The 19,910-nt window shown below is 40.3% G+C and carries 13 protein-coding genes; 11 read left to right on the top strand and 2 right to left on the bottom strand.

Annotated elements, in window-relative coordinates:
• Positions 1 to 598 precede the first annotated feature (598 nt).
• The 5 genes from FBQ94_RS05225 to FBQ94_RS05205 all read left to right on the top strand — a co-directional run bounded on the left by FBQ94_RS05225 (position 599) and on the right by FBQ94_RS05205 (position 13,076).
• On the top strand, positions 599 to 3,028 hold the full coding sequence (locus FBQ94_RS05225) for a hypothetical protein (RefSeq protein ID WP_007220957.1): 2,430 nt from the start codon (positions 599 to 601) through the stop codon (positions 3,026 to 3,028).
• Positions 3,029 to 3,208: 180 nt separating this feature from the next.
• Positions 3,209 to 3,601 carry a phospholipase D-like domain-containing protein gene (locus FBQ94_RS05220; protein ID WP_007220958.1) on the top strand — a complete coding sequence of 131 codons (393 nt, stop codon included), beginning with the start codon at positions 3,209 to 3,211 and terminating at the stop codon, positions 3,599 to 3,601.
• Positions 3,602 to 3,964: 363 nt separating this feature from the next.
• Complete coding sequence (locus FBQ94_RS05215) at positions 3,965 to 7,360, top strand: helicase-related protein (RefSeq protein ID WP_007220959.1); 3,396 nt, start codon at positions 3,965 to 3,967, stop codon at positions 7,358 to 7,360.
• On the top strand, positions 7,357 to 8,487 hold the full coding sequence (locus tag FBQ94_RS05210) for a PDDEXK nuclease domain-containing protein (protein ID WP_007220960.1): 1,131 nt from the start codon (positions 7,357 to 7,359) through the stop codon (positions 8,485 to 8,487). Before FBQ94_RS05215 ends, FBQ94_RS05210 begins: the two co-directional genes overlap by 4 nt.
• A gap of 2 nt (positions 8,488 to 8,489) precedes the next feature.
• On the top strand, positions 8,490 to 13,076 hold the full coding sequence (locus FBQ94_RS05205; protein WP_007220961.1) for an Eco57I restriction-modification methylase domain-containing protein: 4,587 nt from the start codon (positions 8,490 to 8,492) through the stop codon (positions 13,074 to 13,076).
• Between the two features lie 115 nt (positions 13,077 to 13,191).
• Here FBQ94_RS05205 and FBQ94_RS05200 read toward each other — a convergent pair whose 3' ends face one another.
• Positions 13,192 to 13,590 carry a hypothetical protein gene (locus FBQ94_RS05200; protein WP_007220962.1) on the bottom strand — a complete coding sequence of 133 codons (399 nt, stop codon included), beginning with the start codon at positions 13,588 to 13,590 and terminating at the stop codon, positions 13,192 to 13,194.
• The gene (locus tag FBQ94_RS05195; protein ID WP_007220963.1) at positions 13,583 to 14,140 is read right to left on the bottom strand and encodes a Panacea domain-containing protein; all 558 of its coding nucleotides are present in this window, start codon (positions 14,138 to 14,140) and stop codon (positions 13,583 to 13,585) included. The genes FBQ94_RS05200 and FBQ94_RS05195 overlap by 8 nt, the downstream gene beginning before the upstream one ends.
• A gap of 133 nt (positions 14,141 to 14,273) precedes the next feature.
• On the opposite strand from FBQ94_RS05195, the gene FBQ94_RS05190 reads away from it, so the two are divergent.
• The 6 genes from FBQ94_RS05190 (at position 14,274) to FBQ94_RS05165 (ending at position 19,892) form a co-directional block, all read left to right on the top strand.
• The gene (locus tag FBQ94_RS05190; protein WP_285442026.1) at positions 14,274 to 14,603 is read left to right on the top strand and encodes an EVE domain-containing protein; all 330 of its coding nucleotides are present in this window, start codon (positions 14,274 to 14,276) and stop codon (positions 14,601 to 14,603) included.
• A 189-nt stretch (positions 14,604 to 14,792) separates the two neighbouring features.
• Complete coding sequence (locus tag FBQ94_RS05185; protein ID WP_007220965.1) at positions 14,793 to 15,029, top strand: hypothetical protein; 237 nt, start codon at positions 14,793 to 14,795, stop codon at positions 15,027 to 15,029.
• 409 nt (positions 15,030 to 15,438) lie between these two features.
• Entirely contained in the window at positions 15,439 to 16,557 is a 1,119-nt protein-coding gene (locus FBQ94_RS05180) for an AAA family ATPase (RefSeq protein ID WP_007220966.1), read from the top strand.
• A gap of 465 nt (positions 16,558 to 17,022) precedes the next feature.
• Positions 17,023 to 17,421 (top strand): hypothetical protein, encoded by a 399-nt coding sequence (locus FBQ94_RS05175; protein WP_007220967.1) that lies wholly within the window; start codon positions 17,023 to 17,025, stop codon positions 17,419 to 17,421.
• Between the two features lie 355 nt (positions 17,422 to 17,776).
• Positions 17,777 to 19,348: a phage tail sheath family protein gene (locus FBQ94_RS05170; RefSeq protein ID WP_007220968.1), complete on the top strand. Its 1,572-nt coding sequence runs from the start codon at positions 17,777 to 17,779 to the stop codon at positions 19,346 to 19,348.
• Positions 19,349 to 19,364: 16 nt separating this feature from the next.
• The gene (locus FBQ94_RS05165; protein WP_007220969.1) at positions 19,365 to 19,892 is read left to right on the top strand and encodes a phage tail protein; all 528 of its coding nucleotides are present in this window, start codon (positions 19,365 to 19,367) and stop codon (positions 19,890 to 19,892) included.
• Positions 19,893 to 19,910 lie beyond the last annotated feature (18 nt).

Here is a 19,910-nt window from a genome sequence, read left to right as displayed (position 1 = left end):
AACAATTGTTTATAAGGGGAGAATGGTGTAGTGGTATTCTATTAGTAATTTTCTCATAAAGGAGTGCAGATATCTTGTCTGTACGCACAGGCATCTTGCCCAATGTTACTCGCTTTTTAAAGTTAAGCCATAGAGTGGTGTCAAACACACCCCTAAATCTTCTTTTGATAGAGAGAACTTTCGGTCTCTCCTCTCAAAAGAAGGGCTGCGGTGTGTTAAAAACCATGAAAAGTAAGTGACATTGGGCAGGATGTCTCATGTCACACACTTTTTATTCAAATTGATATATTCCTACTGTAGGGCAAGGCTTTAGCCTTGCAGAAGGCAAAGTGAAAGGGTTGCCCAACGCCGAAATTCCATACAATTAATTTGTAATATCTCTTTGATGCTATGCCAACTTCTTGTATCCTGTATTGAGCAAATGATTTAAAATAATAACCATAAGCATCCAGTAAAAATGGTATACAAATTGATTGAAAGTAAAGCTAATAACAAGTTAAATATATGCTCTTACAAATAAAGCTCTAAAAAGAGTTTCGCTCTGTGCAAGACTCTCCAAGCCACGCAGGCTTTACCTTATACATGGAGGGGTATATAAATGAAAAGGGGTAGGGTTTTTGGAATACTGGTACTTCTTTTGTTATTTGTATTACTACCCAATATTGTTTCCATTGAACGGGGAGGGGAACGCTATAATGTTATGGCTGATACTATAAGCGATCCGCCATCTTTTTTTATTTTTCGAGTATCTCCAGCAGGCTATTATAATGTTGCGGCTGATACTGTAAGCGGTCTTCCCTTAGAGAATGGGCAGGAGAGAAATTCCTTGCAACAGGTAATTCCTGCTGAGGGTCGGTCTTACCATGCTGAAGTTGATCCTTTTCCCCACATGACAGATAAAAGAACGGGAGTCCCTTATCATGAGTATAAAGAGCCTCGCCATCCTGATCAAGAGAGGGAGGGGATGTCAGGAATGGAACTATATCCGGCATATCAAACCCTTCGTAAAAAAAGACTATATACGAAACGCAATGCAACAAATACCTTGTCAGTTGGATGGCAGATAAAGACAGTGGATGCTCCAAAATATTTTAATTATTTATCCTCAAGGGCCATTGCAGTAGATACCAGTAACCATCCCCACATTGCTTATGGTGGCGACCGTCTTTATTATGCCTGCCATGATGGAAATGCATGGAATTATCAGATCGTGGATTTTTCGCCTGGAGTTGGTTTCTATGCATCCATTGCTATTGATACCTGGGGCAAGGTACACATCAGTTATTTTGATTATAGTAACGATGACCTCAGGTATGCGACGAATGCCTCCGGATCATGGGCAATAGAGACGGTAGACAGTGAAGGATGGGTAGGTGAGTATACCTCCCTGGCGGTAAGTAGCTCAGGCAAGGTGCACATCAGCTATTATGATTATACCGGGGGCAACCTCAAGTATGCGACAAATGCCTCTGGCTCATGGGTAAAGAAGACCGTGGACAGTGATGGAGATGTGGGTCAGTATACCTCCCTGGCGGTGGATAGTTCTGATAAGGTACACATCAGCTATTATGATCGAAGTAAGGGTAACCTCAGGTATGTGACGAATGTCTCCAGATTATGGGTAACAGAGACGGTGGACAGCGAAGGATCGGTAGGCGCGTTTACTTCCCTTGCGTTGGATAGTTTAGGCAAGGTACACATCAGCTATTATGATTATAGCAACGATAACCTCAAGTATGCGACGAATGCCAATGCCTCTGGATCATGGGCAACAGAGACGATGGACAGTGAAGGGTCCGTAGGTTGGTATACCTCCCTGGCGGTAAGTAGTTTAGGCAAGGCGCACATCTGCTATTATGATTGGAGTAACGATGACCTCAGGTATGCGACGAATGCCTCCGGCTCATGGGTAAAGAAAACGGTGGACCGTCGTGGAAGTGTAGGATGGTATACCGCCCTGGCATTGGATAGATTGGACAAAGTGCACATTAGCTATTATGACCGGAGTAGGGGTAACCTCAAGTATGTGACGAATGCCTCCGGCTCGTGGGTAAAGAGAATGGTGGATAGTAGTGGAGATGTAGGTTTGAATACTTCCCTTGCATTGGATGATTCAGGCAAGGTACACATCAGCTACTATGATGATGCTACGAAAGACCTCAAGTATGCGACGAATATCTCTGGATCATGGGTAACAGAGACGGTGGACAGCGAAGGATCGGTAGGAGCGTTTACTTCCCTTGCATTGGATAGTTCAGGCAAGGCGCACATCAGTTACTATGATGCTACTCACAGAGACCTCAAGTACGCGACGAATGCCTCCGGCTCATGGGTAAAGAAAACGGTGGACCGTCGTGGAAGTGTAGGATGGTATACCTCCCTGGCGGTGGATGGTTTCGGCAAGGTACACATCAGCTATTACGATTGGAGTAAGGGTAACCTCAAGTATGCGACAGATGTTTCTGACTCATGGGTAAAAGAGACGGTAGACAGGAATGGATATGTAGGTCTGTGTACCTCTCTGGCGTTGGATAGTTCAGGCAAGATACACATCTGCTATTATGATGCTACCAATAAAAACCTCAAGCACGCAATGAATGCCTCAGGATCATGGATAAAGAAGACGGTAGATAGTAGTGGCGATGTAGGTACGTATATCTCCCTGGTGGTGGATGGTTTCGACAAGGTGCACATCAGCTATTATGATGCTACCAATAAAGACCTCAAGTATACAACGAATGCCTCTGGATCATGGGTAAGGAAGATAGTGGACAGTGGTGGAGATGTTGGCAGGTATACCTCCCTGGCGGTGGATAGTTCCGGCAAGGCGCACATCAGCTATTATGATGATATTAGGGGCAACCTTAAGTATGCGACGAATGCCTCTGGATCATGGGTAAGGAAGGCGGTGGACCGTGGTGGAGATATTGGCAGGTATACCTCCCTGGCGGTGGATAGTTCTGATAAGGTACACATCAGCTATTATGATGATACTCATAGAGACCTCAAGTATGCCCGAAAGCGTTAGCTAAGGAAGAATAAATCTGATGCATATTTCATAATCGCTGCCATTGCTGCTTCATCCTTATTCGGGAAAAGTCCTATCTTGATATTATGCCCCCGTTAAATAAGTGATCAACGAGTATTCGTGGGTTTGTGACTAGCCATAGTCTATTTTTACACTATGCAAAGCAAAGATAGAGCGTAGATGAATAATACCTCAATTCGTGATAATCATAAAAATGGATCAGTTGGTCAATTCCTTATTGATAATGTAAAACAAGGTGCCGGCCTATCGATAGTCTCAGCATATTTCACTATTTACGCCTACAAGCAACTGAAAAACCAACTTGACCAGATAGATCACCTGAGATTTCTCTTTGGTGAACCAACCTTCATTAAGTCCCTGGACCCTACAAAAACCAATAAACGTGACTTCAGGATCGAGGACGATAAACTGGTTATTCCCATTGAAAGCCGTTTGAGACAAAAATCTATTTCCAAAGAATGTTCGGATTGGATTAAAGAAAAGGTTGATATCAAGTCAATGGTTAAACCAAACTTTCTGCACGGCAAGCTTTATTTAAATGGAACACCTTGATAATAAGGGATTGTTCTACCGCAACTTAAAGCTATTCGGCAGTTTTATCAAACCTATCCACAAATCAGGCAGTCACTGACTGCCCGATTAATGCTGCCACAAATTTGTCAGCCAGTGACTGACGAATTGCATAATATCGATATGCAAGTTCCGCCGGATAAACTCCCTTTCGTCGATAACCTATAATCTTTGCCATATATAAATGGTATTTTTCAAAGTAAAATGAAATATCAAGCCAAATACAAAATTTGGCTTGATATATTGAAAAAATGGCTTATATTTATGTGGTCTAAATTGACAATTCAGTAAATCATACCACCGAAAACTTTTTAACTGATTAGTTAAAATGCCAATTGAACTTTTATGAATAAGGAATTCATCAAAGCCTTAAAGTCTGGAATTAAAGACAACAGGGATAGAGGTTCTGTCGGTGAGTTTTTAAAAGAAAAAATCCTGCCAGGCTCAAAGTTACTAGCAGTTTCCGCATATTTTACCATTTATGCATACGAGGCGTTAAAAAATCATTTGACCCAAATAGAACAATTAGATTTTCTCTTTGGCGAGCCAAGATTTATCAAATCCCTTGACCCCAATAAAGTTGATAAAAAATCCTTCAAGATCGAAGATGAGGAAATAGAACTCAGTAACAGGCTTGAGCAGAACAGAATCGCTAAAGAATGCGCTGAATGGATTAAGCAAAAGGTTAAGATAAAATCAATAAAACATGCTAATTTACTTCACGGTAAATTATACCACGTTGATAATCATGGTGTAGAAGAAGCTGTTCTGGGAAGCTCAAATTTTACCGTAAAAGGGTTGGGGTTGTCTACGAACAATAATATTGAGCTAAACCTTGAAGTAGATAGCAGGCGGGATAGAAACGATTTAAAAGAATGGTTTTATGAGATTTGGAATAACGATGAAATTGTAGAAGATGTAAAAGATGAAGTACTGGCATATTTAGATCAGCTCTATGCAAATCACTGCCCTGAATTTATTTATTACAAGACACTTTATCATATATTCGGGAAATTCCTTGAAGATCAATCCAGAGAAGGATTGCTTACTGAAAGAACCCAATTGACCGAGACAGAAATCTGGAAAACACTATTTGAATTTCAGAAAGACGGTGTTAAAGGCGCGATTAATAAAATACTTACCCATAACGGTTGTATTATTGCCGATAGCGTTGGCTTGGGGAAAACCTTTGAGGCATTGGCAATTATCAAATATTTTGAATTGCTTAATTATAGGGTTTTGGTGCTTTGTCCTAAAAAATTAAGGGAAAACTGGACTGTTTATCAGGCTCACATCAACAGTGAACTAAATCCCTTTATAAACGATAGATTTAATTACACCGTTCTATGCCATACGGATTTGAGCAGGGATAGAGGGAAATCCGGCGACATAGACCTTGCTACTATAAACTGGGGCAACTATGACCTCGTGGTGATAGATGAATCCCACAACTTCCGCAATAACACGAAGGGAAGAAGGGACGAAGATAACAATATCATCCGCAAAAGCCGTTATGAGCGGCTAATGGACGATATTATCAAGAAGGGAATAAAAACAAAGGTTTTATTAATCTCTGCAACGCCCGTTAATATACATCTGCGTGACTTAAGGAATCAAATCTACTTTATAACGGAAGATAAAGACGATGCCTTTAAGCAATCTATGGGTATTCATAGCCTGAAAGAGACAATTGCAGTAGCTCAGCGTGAGTTTACGCACTGGGCAGACCATAGGAAAAATCCGGAGCGAAACGTTAAAGATTTGCTTGAAAAATTACCTTCCTCATTTTTCAAACTCCTTGATGAACTGACCATTGCCCGTTCCCGGAAACATATACAGTCATACTACAAGGAGGAAATGAACAAGATTGGGGCATTCCCGGAGAGATTAAAGCCTGTTTCAATCTTTCCTCAGATAGACATAAAGGGCCGTTTTATGTCCTATGATAAGCTGAACGACGAAATATCCAATTATCAGCTTTCCTTGTTCAACCCTTCCAAATATGTAAAAGATAAATATAAGGATATCTACGAAGAAAGGGCTGGAGCAAAAAAAGTGAAGCGGCTTGAGTTGTTCCCTTTTACCCAATTTGAACGTGAACACTACTTAATTGGCATGATGAAGGTAAATTTCATGAAGCGGCTCGAAAGCTCCATCAGGTCTTTTGCAATAACGATGAACAGGACTATCAGCAAAATTGAGGATTTGGAGGACAGGATTTGGCGGTTTAAACAATTTCAAAGCGAAAATCCCGATTTGGATTTTGATGATTTGGCAGATATTGATAGAGAAGATGAAGAACTAAAAGAGGCAATGGAGGTTGGTAAAAAATTTACCTATAAACTGGCGCATTTAAAGGTAGACGCATGGCTTAGAGACTTACAAAAAGACAAGGCACAGTTGAGTATTTTACATTCTACCGCAGATGGTATACATGCAGAGAGAGACGCCAAGCTCAAAGAATTAAAAGGGCTTATAGAAGCGAAGGTGAAAAACCCCACCTTTACCAAAGATGGCAAACCAAATAAAAAAGCGCTTATATTTACTGCCTTTGCCGATACTGCCGAATATCTCTATGATGCCTTAAAAGATTGGGTTTTCGATGTGTTGAAGGTGCATATCGCCTTAGTAACAGGAGGCGCCAGTAATTGCAAAACCACCTTCATGCTTAAAGGGTACAAAGGACAATCTGAGTTTAACCATATACTAACGAACTTCTCACCGGTTTCCAAAAAACGCAACAAGATCCCTTCGATGCCGCAAGATGAAGAAATTGATATTTTAATCGCTACCGATTGTATTTCAGAAGGTCAAAACCTGCAGGATTGCGACTATTTAATCAATTACGACATACACTGGAATCCTGTAAAAATAATCCAGCGTTTCGGCAGGATTGACCGCATCGGCTCCATCAATGAAGCAGTCCAATTGGTTAATTTCTGGCCTACCGATGATTTAAACAAATATATTAACCTCAAGAACCGTGTGGAGGCGCGCATGGCGCTGGTGGACGTTGCCGCTACAACTGAGGATAATATCCTGAACACAGAGGCAATCAGGGAACTGATAAAGGACGATTTAAAATACAGGGATAAGCAATTGCTGAGATTAAAGGACGAGGTACCCGACCTCGAAGACCTGGGCGAAAGCGTTACCCTGAACGAATTCACTTTAGATGATTTCAGAATCGAGTTGAGTAAATACATAGAGGCAAATAGAAAGGTATTGGAAGATGCCCCGCTGGGTCTCTATGCCGTAGCGCCTTCGCCGTCTGGTGAAAATGCACATCTGACAGACTATTCCAGATTAGATAAAACAGCAAAAGACCTTATCAGTAGCGGGGTAATTTTCTGTTTAAGGCAAAGGGGTGATAGCTCCGGTAATGAAAAGGTGAACCCATTACAACCGTACTTTCTGGTCTATGTAAGAGACGATAGCATTGTAAGGTATACGTTCACCCAGGCAAAGCAGATACTGGAAATGTTCCGGTTGCTTTGTTCCGGAAAAACAGTTCCCTACGAGGCATTATGCCGTTTATTTGATGAGCAGACCAATAATGGTAGTAATATGAGTCACTACAATGAATTGCTGAAAAAGTCCGTTGATGCTATAGTAAGCACCTTCAAGAAAAAAACGTTACATCATTTGCTCTCCGGTAGAAATGCCATCCTGCCCGACAAACAATCACAGGTATCAGAAACAACAGACTTTGAATTGATTACCTGGCTGGTGATAAAATGACAAACTTTCATCTCTTACTTAACAGCATTAAATCCATTCACCAGCAGTTGCAGGACAGCGCTGCTAAAGCGGTAAACAAACTGCTTACCATCCGTAATTGGTTGATTGGCTATTACATTGTTGAATATGAACAAAATGGTGAAGACAGGGCTCAATATGGGGAAATGTTATTAGAACGATTAGCAGAAGATTTGAATCAGCCCAGCTTATCATTCAGAAACCTTAAACTTTACAGACAGTTTTATCTTACCTATCCTCAAATATGGCAGTCGGTGACCACCATTTTTAAGTCAGGTCAAATTGGGCAATCACCGATTGCCCAATTAAAAACGTCTTATTTTCAAATAGCTAGAAAAGGGCAATTATTGATTGCACAATCTTTACCATCAGATTTGATGGTACCACCTGATAAACTTATCAACAAACTTTCCTACACTCATCTGGTTCAATTGCTTTCAATTGACGATCCCCTCAAACGCACCTTTTACGAAGTGGAAGCTATGAAAGGTAACTGGAGTGTACGAGAGCTAAAACGACAGATCAACTCCCTGTACTTTGAGAGAATGGGGCTTTCTCAGGATAAAGATAAGCTGTCGCGTTTGGTGAAAGAAACGGTTGAATCGCCGATGCAGCCAACCGATTTTATCAAAAATATGTATACCTTTGAGTTTTTGGGTTTGCCGCAGAAGGCATTAGTTGAAGAAACCGATTTGGAACAGGGACTGTTGGACCATTTACAGGAATTTATTTTGGAAATGGGCAATGGCTTTTGTTTGGAAGGCAGGCAAAAAAGAATACTCATAGGCGATGAATACTTTTTTATAGACCTTGTTTTTTATCATCGCATTTTAAAGTGCCACGTGTTGGTAGAACTGAAAATTGAAGAGTTTAAGCACGCCAACATAAGCCAATTGGTAACCTATCTCAATTACTATAAAGCCGAGGTAATGCGAAATGATGATAACCTTCCGGTGGGTATCCTGTTGGTAACAAACAAAAACGATGCATTGGTGCAATATGCTACTGCAGGAATGGACAATACGGTATTTGTATCAAAATATTTAGTGGAATTACCATCGAAAGAGCAATTAGAAAATTTCGTAAGGAATGAATTAAAGCAATATTGAAAATGAGTAAAGACCTCAGACAAAAAATAAAGGAAGCCATCCAGCAATTTGACAACGGTAACCTTTCTGAAAATGCATTAAATCTGTTTCAAGTCCTTGGTTATATTACTGAACGCCAGGCACCTTTGGGAAAGCCTACCTATGCTACATTCAAAGATTCTTTCATAGATGATCAATCCAGGTTCGATGAAAACAAGGCATTAGTAAAAGAGTGGAAATATGTTGACCTGCTTTTCCAGCTTTCTAAGGAAGAAATGTCAAGGCAATTGTCTCTGTTTGATACTAGGCAGGTTGATCGAACCGTTATTGAAACGTATTTGTTTTTTACCATTGAATTGGCAAAAGAGCACTACAGCAGAACTGAGCTATCGCACATCACCCGTGAAGTAAACCGCCTGTTCCCAATGCCAGTAATGATTTTATTCAAACACGGTTTTTTACTCACACTTTCTGTCATCAACCGTAGGCTGCACAAACGGGATGATAACAAAGACGTGCTGGAAAAAGTCACCCTTATCAAAGACGTCCGCATATCCCCCGCTGGCGGGGGTGTCCACAGGACGGGGGTGGAAAATGTGTCGGGTACCCACCGTGCCCACATCGAAATCCTTTTCGACCTGTCATTTGATGAACTCAAAAACAAACACGGCTTCACCAATTTCGTGGAACTGCACGAAGCCTGGCAGAAGACATTAGACACCTCCGAACTCAACAAACGCTTCTTCAGGGAACTTGCCAATTGGTATTTCTGGGCAATGGACTATGTGGAATTCCCGGATGATGTTGAGAAGAAAAAAGATATCCGAAACGCTACTAATCTGATACGTTTAATCACACGGGTGGTATTCATCTGGTTTATTAAAGAAAAAGACCTTGTTCCGGAGATACTTTTCAATAAAAATCAGCTAAGCACTATTTTAAACAACTTCAATAAAAACGAGAGGTCTGATACCTACTATAAAGCTATTTTACAAAACCTTTTTTTCGGCACACTCAATCAAAATATGGGCGAACGTGCTTTTGCTAAAGAAGGCTCTTTTCCAGAAAATAAAAATGAGTATGGTGTAAAAAATCTGTTTCGTTATGCGGATAAGTTTTCGATAAAAGAAAAAGAGGCTATTAAGGTATTCAGTGATACCCCTTTTTTAAATGGTGGTCTTTTTGATTGCCTCGACAAGCCAAATGACGAAGGAAAAATTGTATATGCAGATGGATTCTCAAGAAATTCTAAAAAGCAGGCAAAAGTCCCTGACTTCCTGTTTTTCAATGATGAGCTAGAGGTTGATTTGAATGAAATTTATGGCACCAAAAACAAAAAGTATAAAGTAAAAGGGCTTATCAATCTTTTAAACAGCTATAAGTTCACGGTTGCTGAAAATACGCCTATAGAAGAAGAAATCGCCCTTGATCCCGAACTTCTTGGCAAGGTATTCGAAAATCTTCTGGCAAGCTATAACCCCGAAACACAAACTACGGCACGAAAGCAAACAGGTTCGTTCTATACTCCCCGTGAGATCGTAAACTACATGGTGGACGAATCGCTCATTGCGTATCTAAGTACCGCCAGCATTCCTCCTGATAGTACTGCCAGCATCCCTGCTGGCGGAAATGACTATAACTACCCTTTCTTCAATCCCTATGACGAAATCAAAATCCATCAGGGGAATCTACCCCATTGGCAGCAAGAAGATGTATTTTATTTTGTTACTTTCAGACTGGCCGACTCCATACCAAAAGAAAAGGTGGAGCAATTAAGACAGGATCGGGAAACATGGTTAAAAAATCATCCAAAAAACAAAGAAGGTAAATATTCGACAGAAGAATTAAAGGAATATTACAGACTTTTTTCAAAGCGAGTAGAAGAATGGTTAGATAAGGGGGCGGGCGGTTGCATATTAAGAGAAGAAAAATATGCACGGATCATTGCCGATGCATTACTCTGTTTTAATAACCAGAGATATATACTCGATAAATGGGTAGTCATGCCAAATCATGTTCATGTTTTAGTTAAACCACTAAAAAACTACAATTTGACTGATATTTTGCACTCCTGGAAGTCTTATACAGCAAATCAGATAAATAAATATGCAGGGGGAAAAGGACAACTATGGATGCATGAATCATATGAACACATTGTCAGAAACAGAGAGGCATTTGAAGCCATACGCAATTACATACGTCAAAACCCTGCAAAAGCAGGGATCACTTTACCTGATTGTGCTAAAAGCTGGACCGAAAGTACCGCCAACATTCCTGTTGGTGGAGGTATCCTTGCTGACAGTTGCTCTCTTGTCAGAATAGTCAGGAGCAAGGATGCTCCTGATACGTTAAAGGCACGGTTAAGAAAATTGCTTTCTTATTCAGACGAACGCCTCGATTTTACAGAAGGAGAAACAAAACTAATAATCTCGGCAATTGATAACTGTAAAATACTCGACCCTGCCTGCGGATCGGGCGCTTTCCCCATGGGCATACTTCATAAGCTGGTGCATATTCTGCATAAGCTTGACCCGCGAAACGAACTGTGGAAACAAAGACAGGTAGGCAAGGCTTTACAGATTGACGACCCGAACATAAGGGAGCATGCAATTCAGGATATTGAAGAAGCCTTTGAGAACAATGAGCTTGACTACGGTCGCAAACTCTACCTGATTGAAAACTGTATTTACGGTGTGGATATACAACCCATAGCCGTGCAGATAGCCAAGCTTCGGTTTTTTATCTCACTCATTATTGATGAGAAAAAACAGCCCGGCAAGGAAAACCTCGGCATCCGCTCCCTGCCGAATCTCGAAACAAAATTTGTGGCAGCCAATACGCTGATTGCACTGGATAAACCACAAGGGCAATTATCCTTTAGAAATCCTGAGATAGAGCGACTCGAAAGAGAATTAAAGGAAATGCGCCATGGGTACTTTAACGCTAAAACCAGAAAAGAAAAACTTCAATGCCAGAAGCAGGACAAAAAACTGCGTCAGGACATTGCAGGACTTTTGGTAAATGACGGCTGGAACAACACCACTGCCCGGCAAGTCGTCGCATTTGACCTCTATGACCAGAACGCATCAGCAGATTTTTTTGATCCTGAGTGGATGTTTGGATTAAAAGAAGGATTTAATGTAGTGATTGGGAATCCGCCGTATGTGCAGATACAGAACTTTTCCGGAATGCAGCAACAGCAGAAAGATTGGGAAAAACAAAAGTATGAGACATATACAAAGACTGGAGATGTGTATTGTTTGTTTTATGAACGGGGATACAGGTTGCTGAAGGATGGTGGCGTGTTGACGTTTATTACGAGCAATAAATGGATGCGGGCTAATTATGGGAGGGTGATGAGGAAGTTCTTCACGGGTAATGGTACTATTTCACAGTTAATTGACTTTGGTGATTCTCCGATTTTTGAGAATGCAACTACCTATACAAATATTCTGGTTTGGAAGAAGGACAAACAGGAAGTAAAAACCAGAGCGTGGGATTTAAGTAAGGCGTATGCAAGCAATGTGTCTCTTGATGATTTGCTTGTGCAACAAGGGGAATGCGAGCCTTTGTTCAATGAGAATTCGTTTGTTGTTGTCAAGGGTGAGCAAACTGCAATCAAGAAGCGGATTGAAGAAATCGGCGTGCCATTGAAGGATTGGAATATCTCGATTTATCGAGGAATATTGACTGGATTAAATGAAGCGTTCATTATTGATGGGAAGAAGAAAGATGAGTTGATTGCTAAAGACCCGAAGAGCGCGGAAATTATTAAGCCGATATTGCGGGGTAGGGACATTAAGAGATATAAGGCAGAGTTCGCGGATTTGTGGTTGATAAATACGCATAATGGTTATACCGATAAGAATGGGCATCGTATACCGCGGGTTGATGTGAAGAAAGATTATCCGGCTCTTTGGGAGTATTTGAGTAGAATCAATAAGATTATGGAAGGGCAAGTTGAAAAACGCTATGATCACGGAGACCACTGGTCAAATTTGCGCAACTGTGCATATTTGAATGAAATTGAAAAAGAAAAGATATTTTACGCCGAAATCGTTTTTGATTCTGCCTTTCACTACGATACAAATTTATTCTACCCAGAAGCAACGACCTTCATTGTCACTGGCGAACGGCTAAAGTATTTAACAGCATTGCTCAACTCAAAGCTCCTTACCTACGCTTTCAGAACATTTTATGCGGGCGGCGATCTTCGCGGGAACACATTCCGGTATAAGAAGGTTTTTGTCGAACTGCTCCCCGTTCCCAAACTTTCTCCTGAATCCCAACTTCCCTTCGAAATCCTGGTCGATTGTATCCTGTTCTGCAAAGAACGGAATTTAGAACAGGAGTCCGGCCTCTTTGAATCGGTCATAGACGGAATGGTGTACGAACTCTATTTCCCCGAAGAAATCAAAACCGCCAATGGTGAAATGCTAAAGCACATTGCCAAACTGCCGGAATTCAAAAACGACTGGAGCAATGAAAAGAAACTTGCGGTCATCAAGAAAGTATATAAAGAACTCTCGGACCCCAAACACCCGATAAGCGTGGCAATGTTTAAGATGGATACCATTAAGGAAATCAGAATTATTGAAGGCAAACAATAAGTCATGCGGTGGATAACTGGAACAACACTGAATAACTACAGGGCTTTCAAAGTTCATTCAGGGTGCTGTAGGAAACAGTTGTCATAAAGAGGAAACCCCTGGTTTGACGGGATTTTCAGGACAATAAGGACAATTGATAATTCGTTATATCTTGGGATTTTTTTAAACACTTAATTATTGAATTTATAGTATTTTCTTTTAACTGTCCCTTAACTTCAACCAATCCTTTGTAATGCGCATCTAACAAATCTTGGGCTTTTAACTCATAAATTTCTTCAAATTGCACCCATGTTTTTAAACGAAAAAAGTCTTGATTCTCATTGAGGATGTAAATATTTCTATCGCTATAACAGCCAGGACTTATCAGGTTATATTTTTGTTTTGATGTGGTTTTACAACAAAGGTATGGTATCGATAGGTCTTTAAAGGTATTTAAAATGATTAATAATTTTTCACCACTTTTTCCGTCACTGAATCGGAATTTCTTATAAAAGATAATCGTGCCTTTATCCATTAAAGGCTTTTATGATTTCCTCTCTCTCTTTCATCCTTTCCTTTGCCTCTTCGATATTTAAAGATTTTTCAGTATTATCAATGGCAAGTAAATAGTCTATTCTTTTCTTTTCCCCTTTTCCTTTTATTGTTTTATCCCAGGGATGATTCGGTAAATGGGACGCTTCTGTCATCTCTTTCGTCTTTGCGTCTTTAAATATATAAACTACTTCTTGTAATATTTTTAGTTCCTTCTTAGAGAAATGTTTGTCATCAAACTTTTTTTGAGGTATAAGCTTTTCAAAACTGCCTTCCGAATCCGCAGCCTTTCTGATATAATCTTTTAATTCTTGTGAAGGATTTTTCAATTCAAAATATAGTTCTTGTGGAACAGGACCAAAATCCCATGCAAAGTAATCTAACCCTGTAACAGAGCGCCCTGTTTCTCTAAAGTGCATGAAATCAAAATAATACAGGAGTTTGCATAATTTTGTTATGCCACAATATTTAGTATTCTTGGAGAAGTAAATTATAGCGTTTAATAATTTTTCTCTGTTATGGTTAATAAGCATATTTTATCTTTTTTCTATTGATATTTCTTATAAGTTTTAACTTTCTACATTATTATACTACTATATACTAGCTTGGCAATCTTTTAAATTTTCGTTCTCTTGTATAACCTTTTGGTCTATCTCAGAATAGTTTGTGAAGGAGAAAGTAGCGTTTACACCTTCATATTTCGATTACAGGATTCAGCGAGGCGATGTAGCCTTATTTTATCGCAGTCGTTCGGGCAAAAATGTATTTGGCATCATGCAGGTCTCAAAACCACCCTATCAAGACCCCACAACAAAGGATACAAACTGGCTCGCCATAGATTTTGAGCCTGTAAAGACCTTTGAACGACCAATCTCTTTAGAGCAAATCAAGGCAGAGCCGTACTTACAAAACATTGGACTCATCAAACAACCAAGACTATCTGTAATGCTATTAACAAGAGAGGAATTTGAGAATATTGTGAATTTAAAATCATAGAGTCTGTGTTTGTCATGCGTGGGGCAGAGGATGAGGCAATTGAGTGAATAAAAAACGACTAATATTGGATGCTTGTTGATAGAATACATAGTTTTATTATACAGTTATAACATGAAGTTATATATCAGTTCAGTTTTTTAAAAAATCTTGATATAAACTATACTTGTTTAAAGAAGGGAAGGGACAGTCATGGCAACATCGATTATTGAAGACATTGAAAAAAAATTTAAGCAATTATCCCGAGACGAGCAATTATGTTTATTCGAACGACTTGCGCATCAAGTTAAAGGCGAGATGTTAAATAGACAAAAAACTATGGAAGCACAACTTACTGCAATGGCATCCGATCCGGAGATACAGCGAGAGATAAGAAAGATTAATTCTGAATTTACTGGAACTGAATTGGATGGGTTGGTAAAGGTCTAATGGCTATCAAGACCTGAAGCAGATTACCAATTTCACGCAACTGCATACGGATATTCTCAGGTATTTCTCCTTTGATGTTGAAATCTATCAACCGTTAAAAACTCTTTCTTCCGCTTAAGAAAAAAACCTCTCGAATGTCAGCTCTATCGCTACCTTCCCCTTACATCTTATCCTCGTGAAAACGTGGATCACCACGGTATCTCTTTCTTTCCATCTCTAAAATATCCCCTTTGTCTGAATTCATACCCTTTATTCTCACACAGGATATTTTATCTTATGTATCTGTCCAGTTTTTGGAGTACATTATAGCCTATCATTAGGTTTGGGATTGACAATGAACCCCCTTTATTTTATTCTTTTAGAATAATTCAAATCGAATAATTCTAAAAGAATAATACGGGGTAATACCATGCAGAATCCATTTACTATAGGTATTGCAAAAAATGAAGATTTTTGTAACAGGCGGCAGGAACTGGCAGATTTAGTAAACTACGCAAAGAACGGACAAAAGGTCGTTCTCTATTCACCACGGCGGTACGGGAAATCTTCTCTGGTAAGGCAGGTGTTAAAAGAACTGGAGAAGGTAAACTTTTTGACCGTTTATGTAGATTTATTTTCCATCTCATCGGAACAGGATTTTATTTCTACCCTTGCAACGGGTATTTTGAAAAGAATCGGCAGCGGGGCCGATCCCCGATCGCTTGGAGATAAGGTAAAAAATCTGTTTGGCAGGTTAATCCCTGTATTTGAGGTAACACCGGAAGGTTTAGGCTTTTCTGTTAAATTTGATCGTAGTACGAAATTAGAGCTTCTCCTTGATGATCTTATGGAGGGTGTATACAACTATATAAAGAAGAAACAACTCAGGGCTTGTATTGCATTGGATGAATTCCAGGAGGTTACAGAGCTTGCTGAATCGAAAAAGATAGAGGGTATTCTGCGGTCTCATATCCAATTACAAAAAGAAATAGCTTATTTTTATATTGGCAGTCGCAGACGGATATTAAAAGATATTTTTACGGATAAAAGCCGTCCATTTTATAAAAGTGCATTTCTTTATACCCTCAAAGAGATACCGAAAGAGGATTTTATCCCCCATATTGAGAAAAGATTTAAGGAGAGCAGCAAAAAATGTCCATCTGATACGGCAGAGAAGATATACGATACAGTCAGGGGATATCCATACTATGTCCAGAAGCTTGCCTTACTAACGTGGGATATTACACAAAAAGCCTGTAATAATGATCTGATTGATGTTGCATATAAGCTCCTCCTTAAGATGGAAACACCTGGCTTTGAAGGTATCTGGAGTGGTCTAACATTAATACAGAAAGCAGTACTAAAAGCACTTGCCAAAGAGCCTACCGCATCTCCTTTTGCGAAAGAGTATCTTGAAAGGTATGGACTCACGATAGGGGGTGTTCAAAAGGCAATACATGCCTTGCTCTCAAAGGACTTAATCGGAAAAGACACAGAAGATAAGTATCGGCTTACTGATCCCGTTATGGGGGACTGGCTGAGGGAATAAGTGCATTGTATAGGAATTTTCATTTTTTTTATTGAAAAAATAAAAGAAAAAGTACCATATCTTGCATCTGTTTTAAATTCATTGAGGACAAGTTAATACTATGTAGGTAAAATAAAGCATGCTTTACTTTTATCAAAATAATGTCTTGACAATAAGGTATATTCGTTATATTTTGACATACAGGTATAGGTAAAGTAAGTGCCGGGAGAGGTGTGAAAAAGTATATTTTGATTTTTACTATTACTTGAATTTGAAAATAATTAATTATAGATGATTCGATGGGAACAGGCTTGATTACTCTATAAATAGTAAATGACTTAAATACCTTGGCATTTTTTTGTAGGGCAACCCTTCAGGATTGTTCTTGGCAAGGCAAAAGCCTTGCCCCACGTCGGTCACTCCGTTTTTGGCGTTGACTACTATAATTTTTAATACTTAACCAAACTTTAATGAAAGGGGTATTGTGTGACAACGATAAACTGGTCATTAAATCTTCAGGTTATAGGGGGGATGCAGATTCCGGTTTCCGGATCGAAGCCTGTAGAAGCTTACGATAAGATTGAAGTTGTTATAAACCCGGATAGTACTGAGAAATCAGTTGAGATCCAGCCAGGCAGCGCTGATCAAGTTAATCTTCTTTTGATAAAATCAAACCTGTATGGGCCGAATATAACTTACAAGGCCAGCGATGGAACAAATGACTCTGTATCGATTACGCTGGACGACCCTCAGGTTTTTTTAGGCTCAGGGTCGGTCAGTTTACTTACCGTTGCGCCGAAAATATTAAAATTTAAGAATACTCATACTGAGCAAGATAAAAAGGCTTTCATTGAAATACTTGTAGGGCGTGATGCAATGCCTTAGAATGAATGCAGGTGCTCAAAATACTGTATACTGTTAGGTCATATAGGATGGGAGAACCTTATGCTCGCCCCGCTTGTGGGAAAGTCCAAAGGTTTTATGATTTGCATAAAGGGTGCGCGGACACAAGATTCTCCCCTGCCTTGATAGAGAGGAATTTCAATTCCGTAGGGCAACCCTTTCGGGTTGCTGTCCTCGTGTGCACGTTCACGCGGGGGAGCAAGGCTAAAAAGGCTAAAGCCTTGCCCTGCGCGTTACACCGGTTTCTCATGAGTTACTGCCAAAAGGTAGCCCGTCTTAATTTTGCACCTTATTTTGAGTAGTCACGAATGAATTTTAACGAGAGGAGATAATTACTATGCCTATTAGTCCTACCTATCCGGGTGTTTATGTTGAGGAAATACCCAGTGGTGTACGAACCATAGCTGGAGTTGCGACATCAATTACAGCCTTTCTTGGAAGAGCCCTCATGGGGCCAGTAAATGAGCCCGTGAGAATTCAGGGCTTTCCTGATTTTGAGCGAAGGTTTGGCGGACTCTGGGTTAAGAGTACTCTGAGTTATGCTGTATACCAGTATTTCCTTAATGGCGGTGCAGATGCTATCGTTGTGCGTGTCCATAACGGAGCAACAAAGGCAAGTTTGAGTCTTCAGGCCGGTAGTAATACGTTAGCGTTAGAGGCTACGAATGAGGGAGAATGGGGTAATAACCTTCAGGCTATAATTGATTATAACACGAAAGATAAAGACAGTCCTTCCCCTGATAGTAATCTCTTTAACCTGACTATCCAGAAAGTGAACCCAACAACAAAAGAAATCCAGCAAGCCGAAGTATTCCGGAATATTTCAGTAAATGGAAGCGATGCACGATTCGTAACGAAAGTACTTGAGCAGGAGTCAACACTTGTTCGTGTGAAAGGAACAGTACCCTCAACCCGGCCAGATGCTAGTTTAATCGATGCTGTTACCAATAAACCCATAGCTCAAACCTCGAACAATGATGGTGGAGACGGTTCGGATCTGACAGATATTCATATATCAAGTCCTAGTTTAGAGGTTAAAAAAGAGGGTATCTGGGCGCTTAAAAAAGCTGACCTTTTTAATGTGCTCTGTATTCCACCGCTTACCCGTGAAAACGATGTTGGCACCAGCACCTTAAGTGCAGCGCTAAAATATTGCAAGGATCAACGTGCTATGCTCATCGTTGATCCTCCATCTGTATGGAACGATGTTTCAAAAGTTTTCGATAGTACTATAGGCGTTGACAAGCTAAACCTTCGTGATGAAAATGCTGCCATTTTTTTCCCCCGGTTGAAGATGCCCGATCCTTTACAGGAAAACCGTTTGGAAGAATTTGTTCCCTGTGGCGCTGTTGCAGGGATTTTTGCGCGTACCGATGCCCAGCGCGGTGTATGGAAAGCTCCGGCAGGTATTGACACAACATTAACCGGTGTTGCCGAGTTGACCATGAAGTTAACTGATGGTGAAAATGGCCTGCTGAATCCGCTGGGAGTTAATTGTTTACGCGACTTTCCGGGAATTGGTCGTGTTGTATGGGGTGCGCGTACGCTTGAGGGCGCTGACCATCTTGCATCGGAATGGAAATACGTCCCGGTTCGCCGTACCGCACTGTTTCTTGAAGAAAGCCTCTATCGCGGGCTAAAATGGGTTGTCTTCGAACCTAATGATGAGCCGCTTTGGGCGCAGATTCGTCTCAATGTTGGCGCATTTATGAATAACCTCTTTCGGCAAGGGGCATTCCAGGGTAAGACACCCAGAGAAGCATACTTTGTCAAATGTGATAGCGAAACCACAACCCAAACAGATATTAATTTAGGCATAGTGAATATCCTTGTTGGTTTTGCTCCTCTTAAACCTGCTGAGTTCGTAATTATCAGGATTCAGCAAATGGCTGGTCAAATTCAAACGTAGAAGGAGATAAATCTCTATGGCGCCGTTTCCAAAAAATGCACACCGTTTTGATCCGTATAAAAATTTTAAGTTCCGTGTTAAATGGGATGGTCGTTATGTTGCGGGTGTAAGTAAAGTTAGTGCATTAAAACGCACGACTGAAGTAGTTGAACACCGCGAAGGCGGCGATCCGAGCACAACCAGAAGGTCGCCAGGCCGTACCAAATATGAAGCTATCACTCTTGAACGGGGTATTACTCATGATACGGAATTTGAAAGATGGGCTAATAAGGTCTGGAATTACGATTCAGGACTGGGGGCTGAGGTATCGCTTAAGGATTTTCGAAAAAATATTATTATTGAGGTGTATAACGAAGCCGGCCAATTGGCTATTGCTTACAAGATCTTTCGTTGTTGGGTCTCTGAATTTCAGGCATTACCGGATTTGGATGCAAATGCCAATGCAGTAGCTATACAGCAGATAAAATTAGAAAATGAGGGCTGGGAGCGTGATTACGAGGTAGGTGAACCAACTGAGTCAACTTTTGAAGAACCTGTTTCTTAAAGATGATTGTAAGATAAC

Source organism: Candidatus Jettenia sp. AMX1, assembly GCF_030263775.1.
GTDB lineage: Bacteria > Planctomycetota > Brocadiia > Brocadiales > Brocadiaceae > Jettenia > Jettenia caeni.
Note: the sequence above shows the minus strand (reverse complement) of the source record. Positions and strands in the feature narration are given on the sequence as shown.

Excerpts from the sequence above, each read along its gene's own strand:
- FBQ94_RS05220 (WP_007220958.1), top strand. The coding sequence starts at position 3,209 with ATGAATAATACCTCAATTCGTGATAATCATAAAAATGGATCAGTTGGT.
- FBQ94_RS05210 (WP_007220960.1), top strand. The coding sequence starts at position 7,357 with ATGACAAACTTTCATCTCTTACTTAACAGCATTAAATCCATTCACCAG.
- FBQ94_RS05180 (WP_007220966.1), top strand. The coding sequence starts at position 15,439 with ATGCAGAATCCATTTACTATAGGTATTGCAAAAAATGAAGATTTTTGT.
- FBQ94_RS05205 (WP_007220961.1), top strand. The coding sequence starts at position 8,490 with ATGAGTAAAGACCTCAGACAAAAAATAAAGGAAGCCATCCAGCAATTT.
- FBQ94_RS05185 (WP_007220965.1), top strand. The coding sequence starts at position 14,793 with ATGGCAACATCGATTATTGAAGACATTGAAAAAAAATTTAAGCAATTA.
- FBQ94_RS05200 (WP_007220962.1), bottom strand. The coding sequence starts at position 13,590 with ATGGATAAAGGCACGATTATCTTTTATAAGAAATTCCGATTCAGTGAC.
- FBQ94_RS05215 (WP_007220959.1), top strand. The coding sequence starts at position 3,965 with ATGAATAAGGAATTCATCAAAGCCTTAAAGTCTGGAATTAAAGACAAC.
- FBQ94_RS05165 (WP_007220969.1), top strand. The coding sequence starts at position 19,365 with ATGGCGCCGTTTCCAAAAAATGCACACCGTTTTGATCCGTATAAAAAT.
- FBQ94_RS05225 (WP_007220957.1), top strand. The coding sequence starts at position 599 with ATGAAAAGGGGTAGGGTTTTTGGAATACTGGTACTTCTTTTGTTATTT.
- FBQ94_RS05195 (WP_007220963.1), bottom strand. The coding sequence starts at position 14,140 with ATGCTTATTAACCATAACAGAGAAAAATTATTAAACGCTATAATTTAC.
- FBQ94_RS05170 (WP_007220968.1), top strand. The coding sequence starts at position 17,777 with ATGCCTATTAGTCCTACCTATCCGGGTGTTTATGTTGAGGAAATACCC.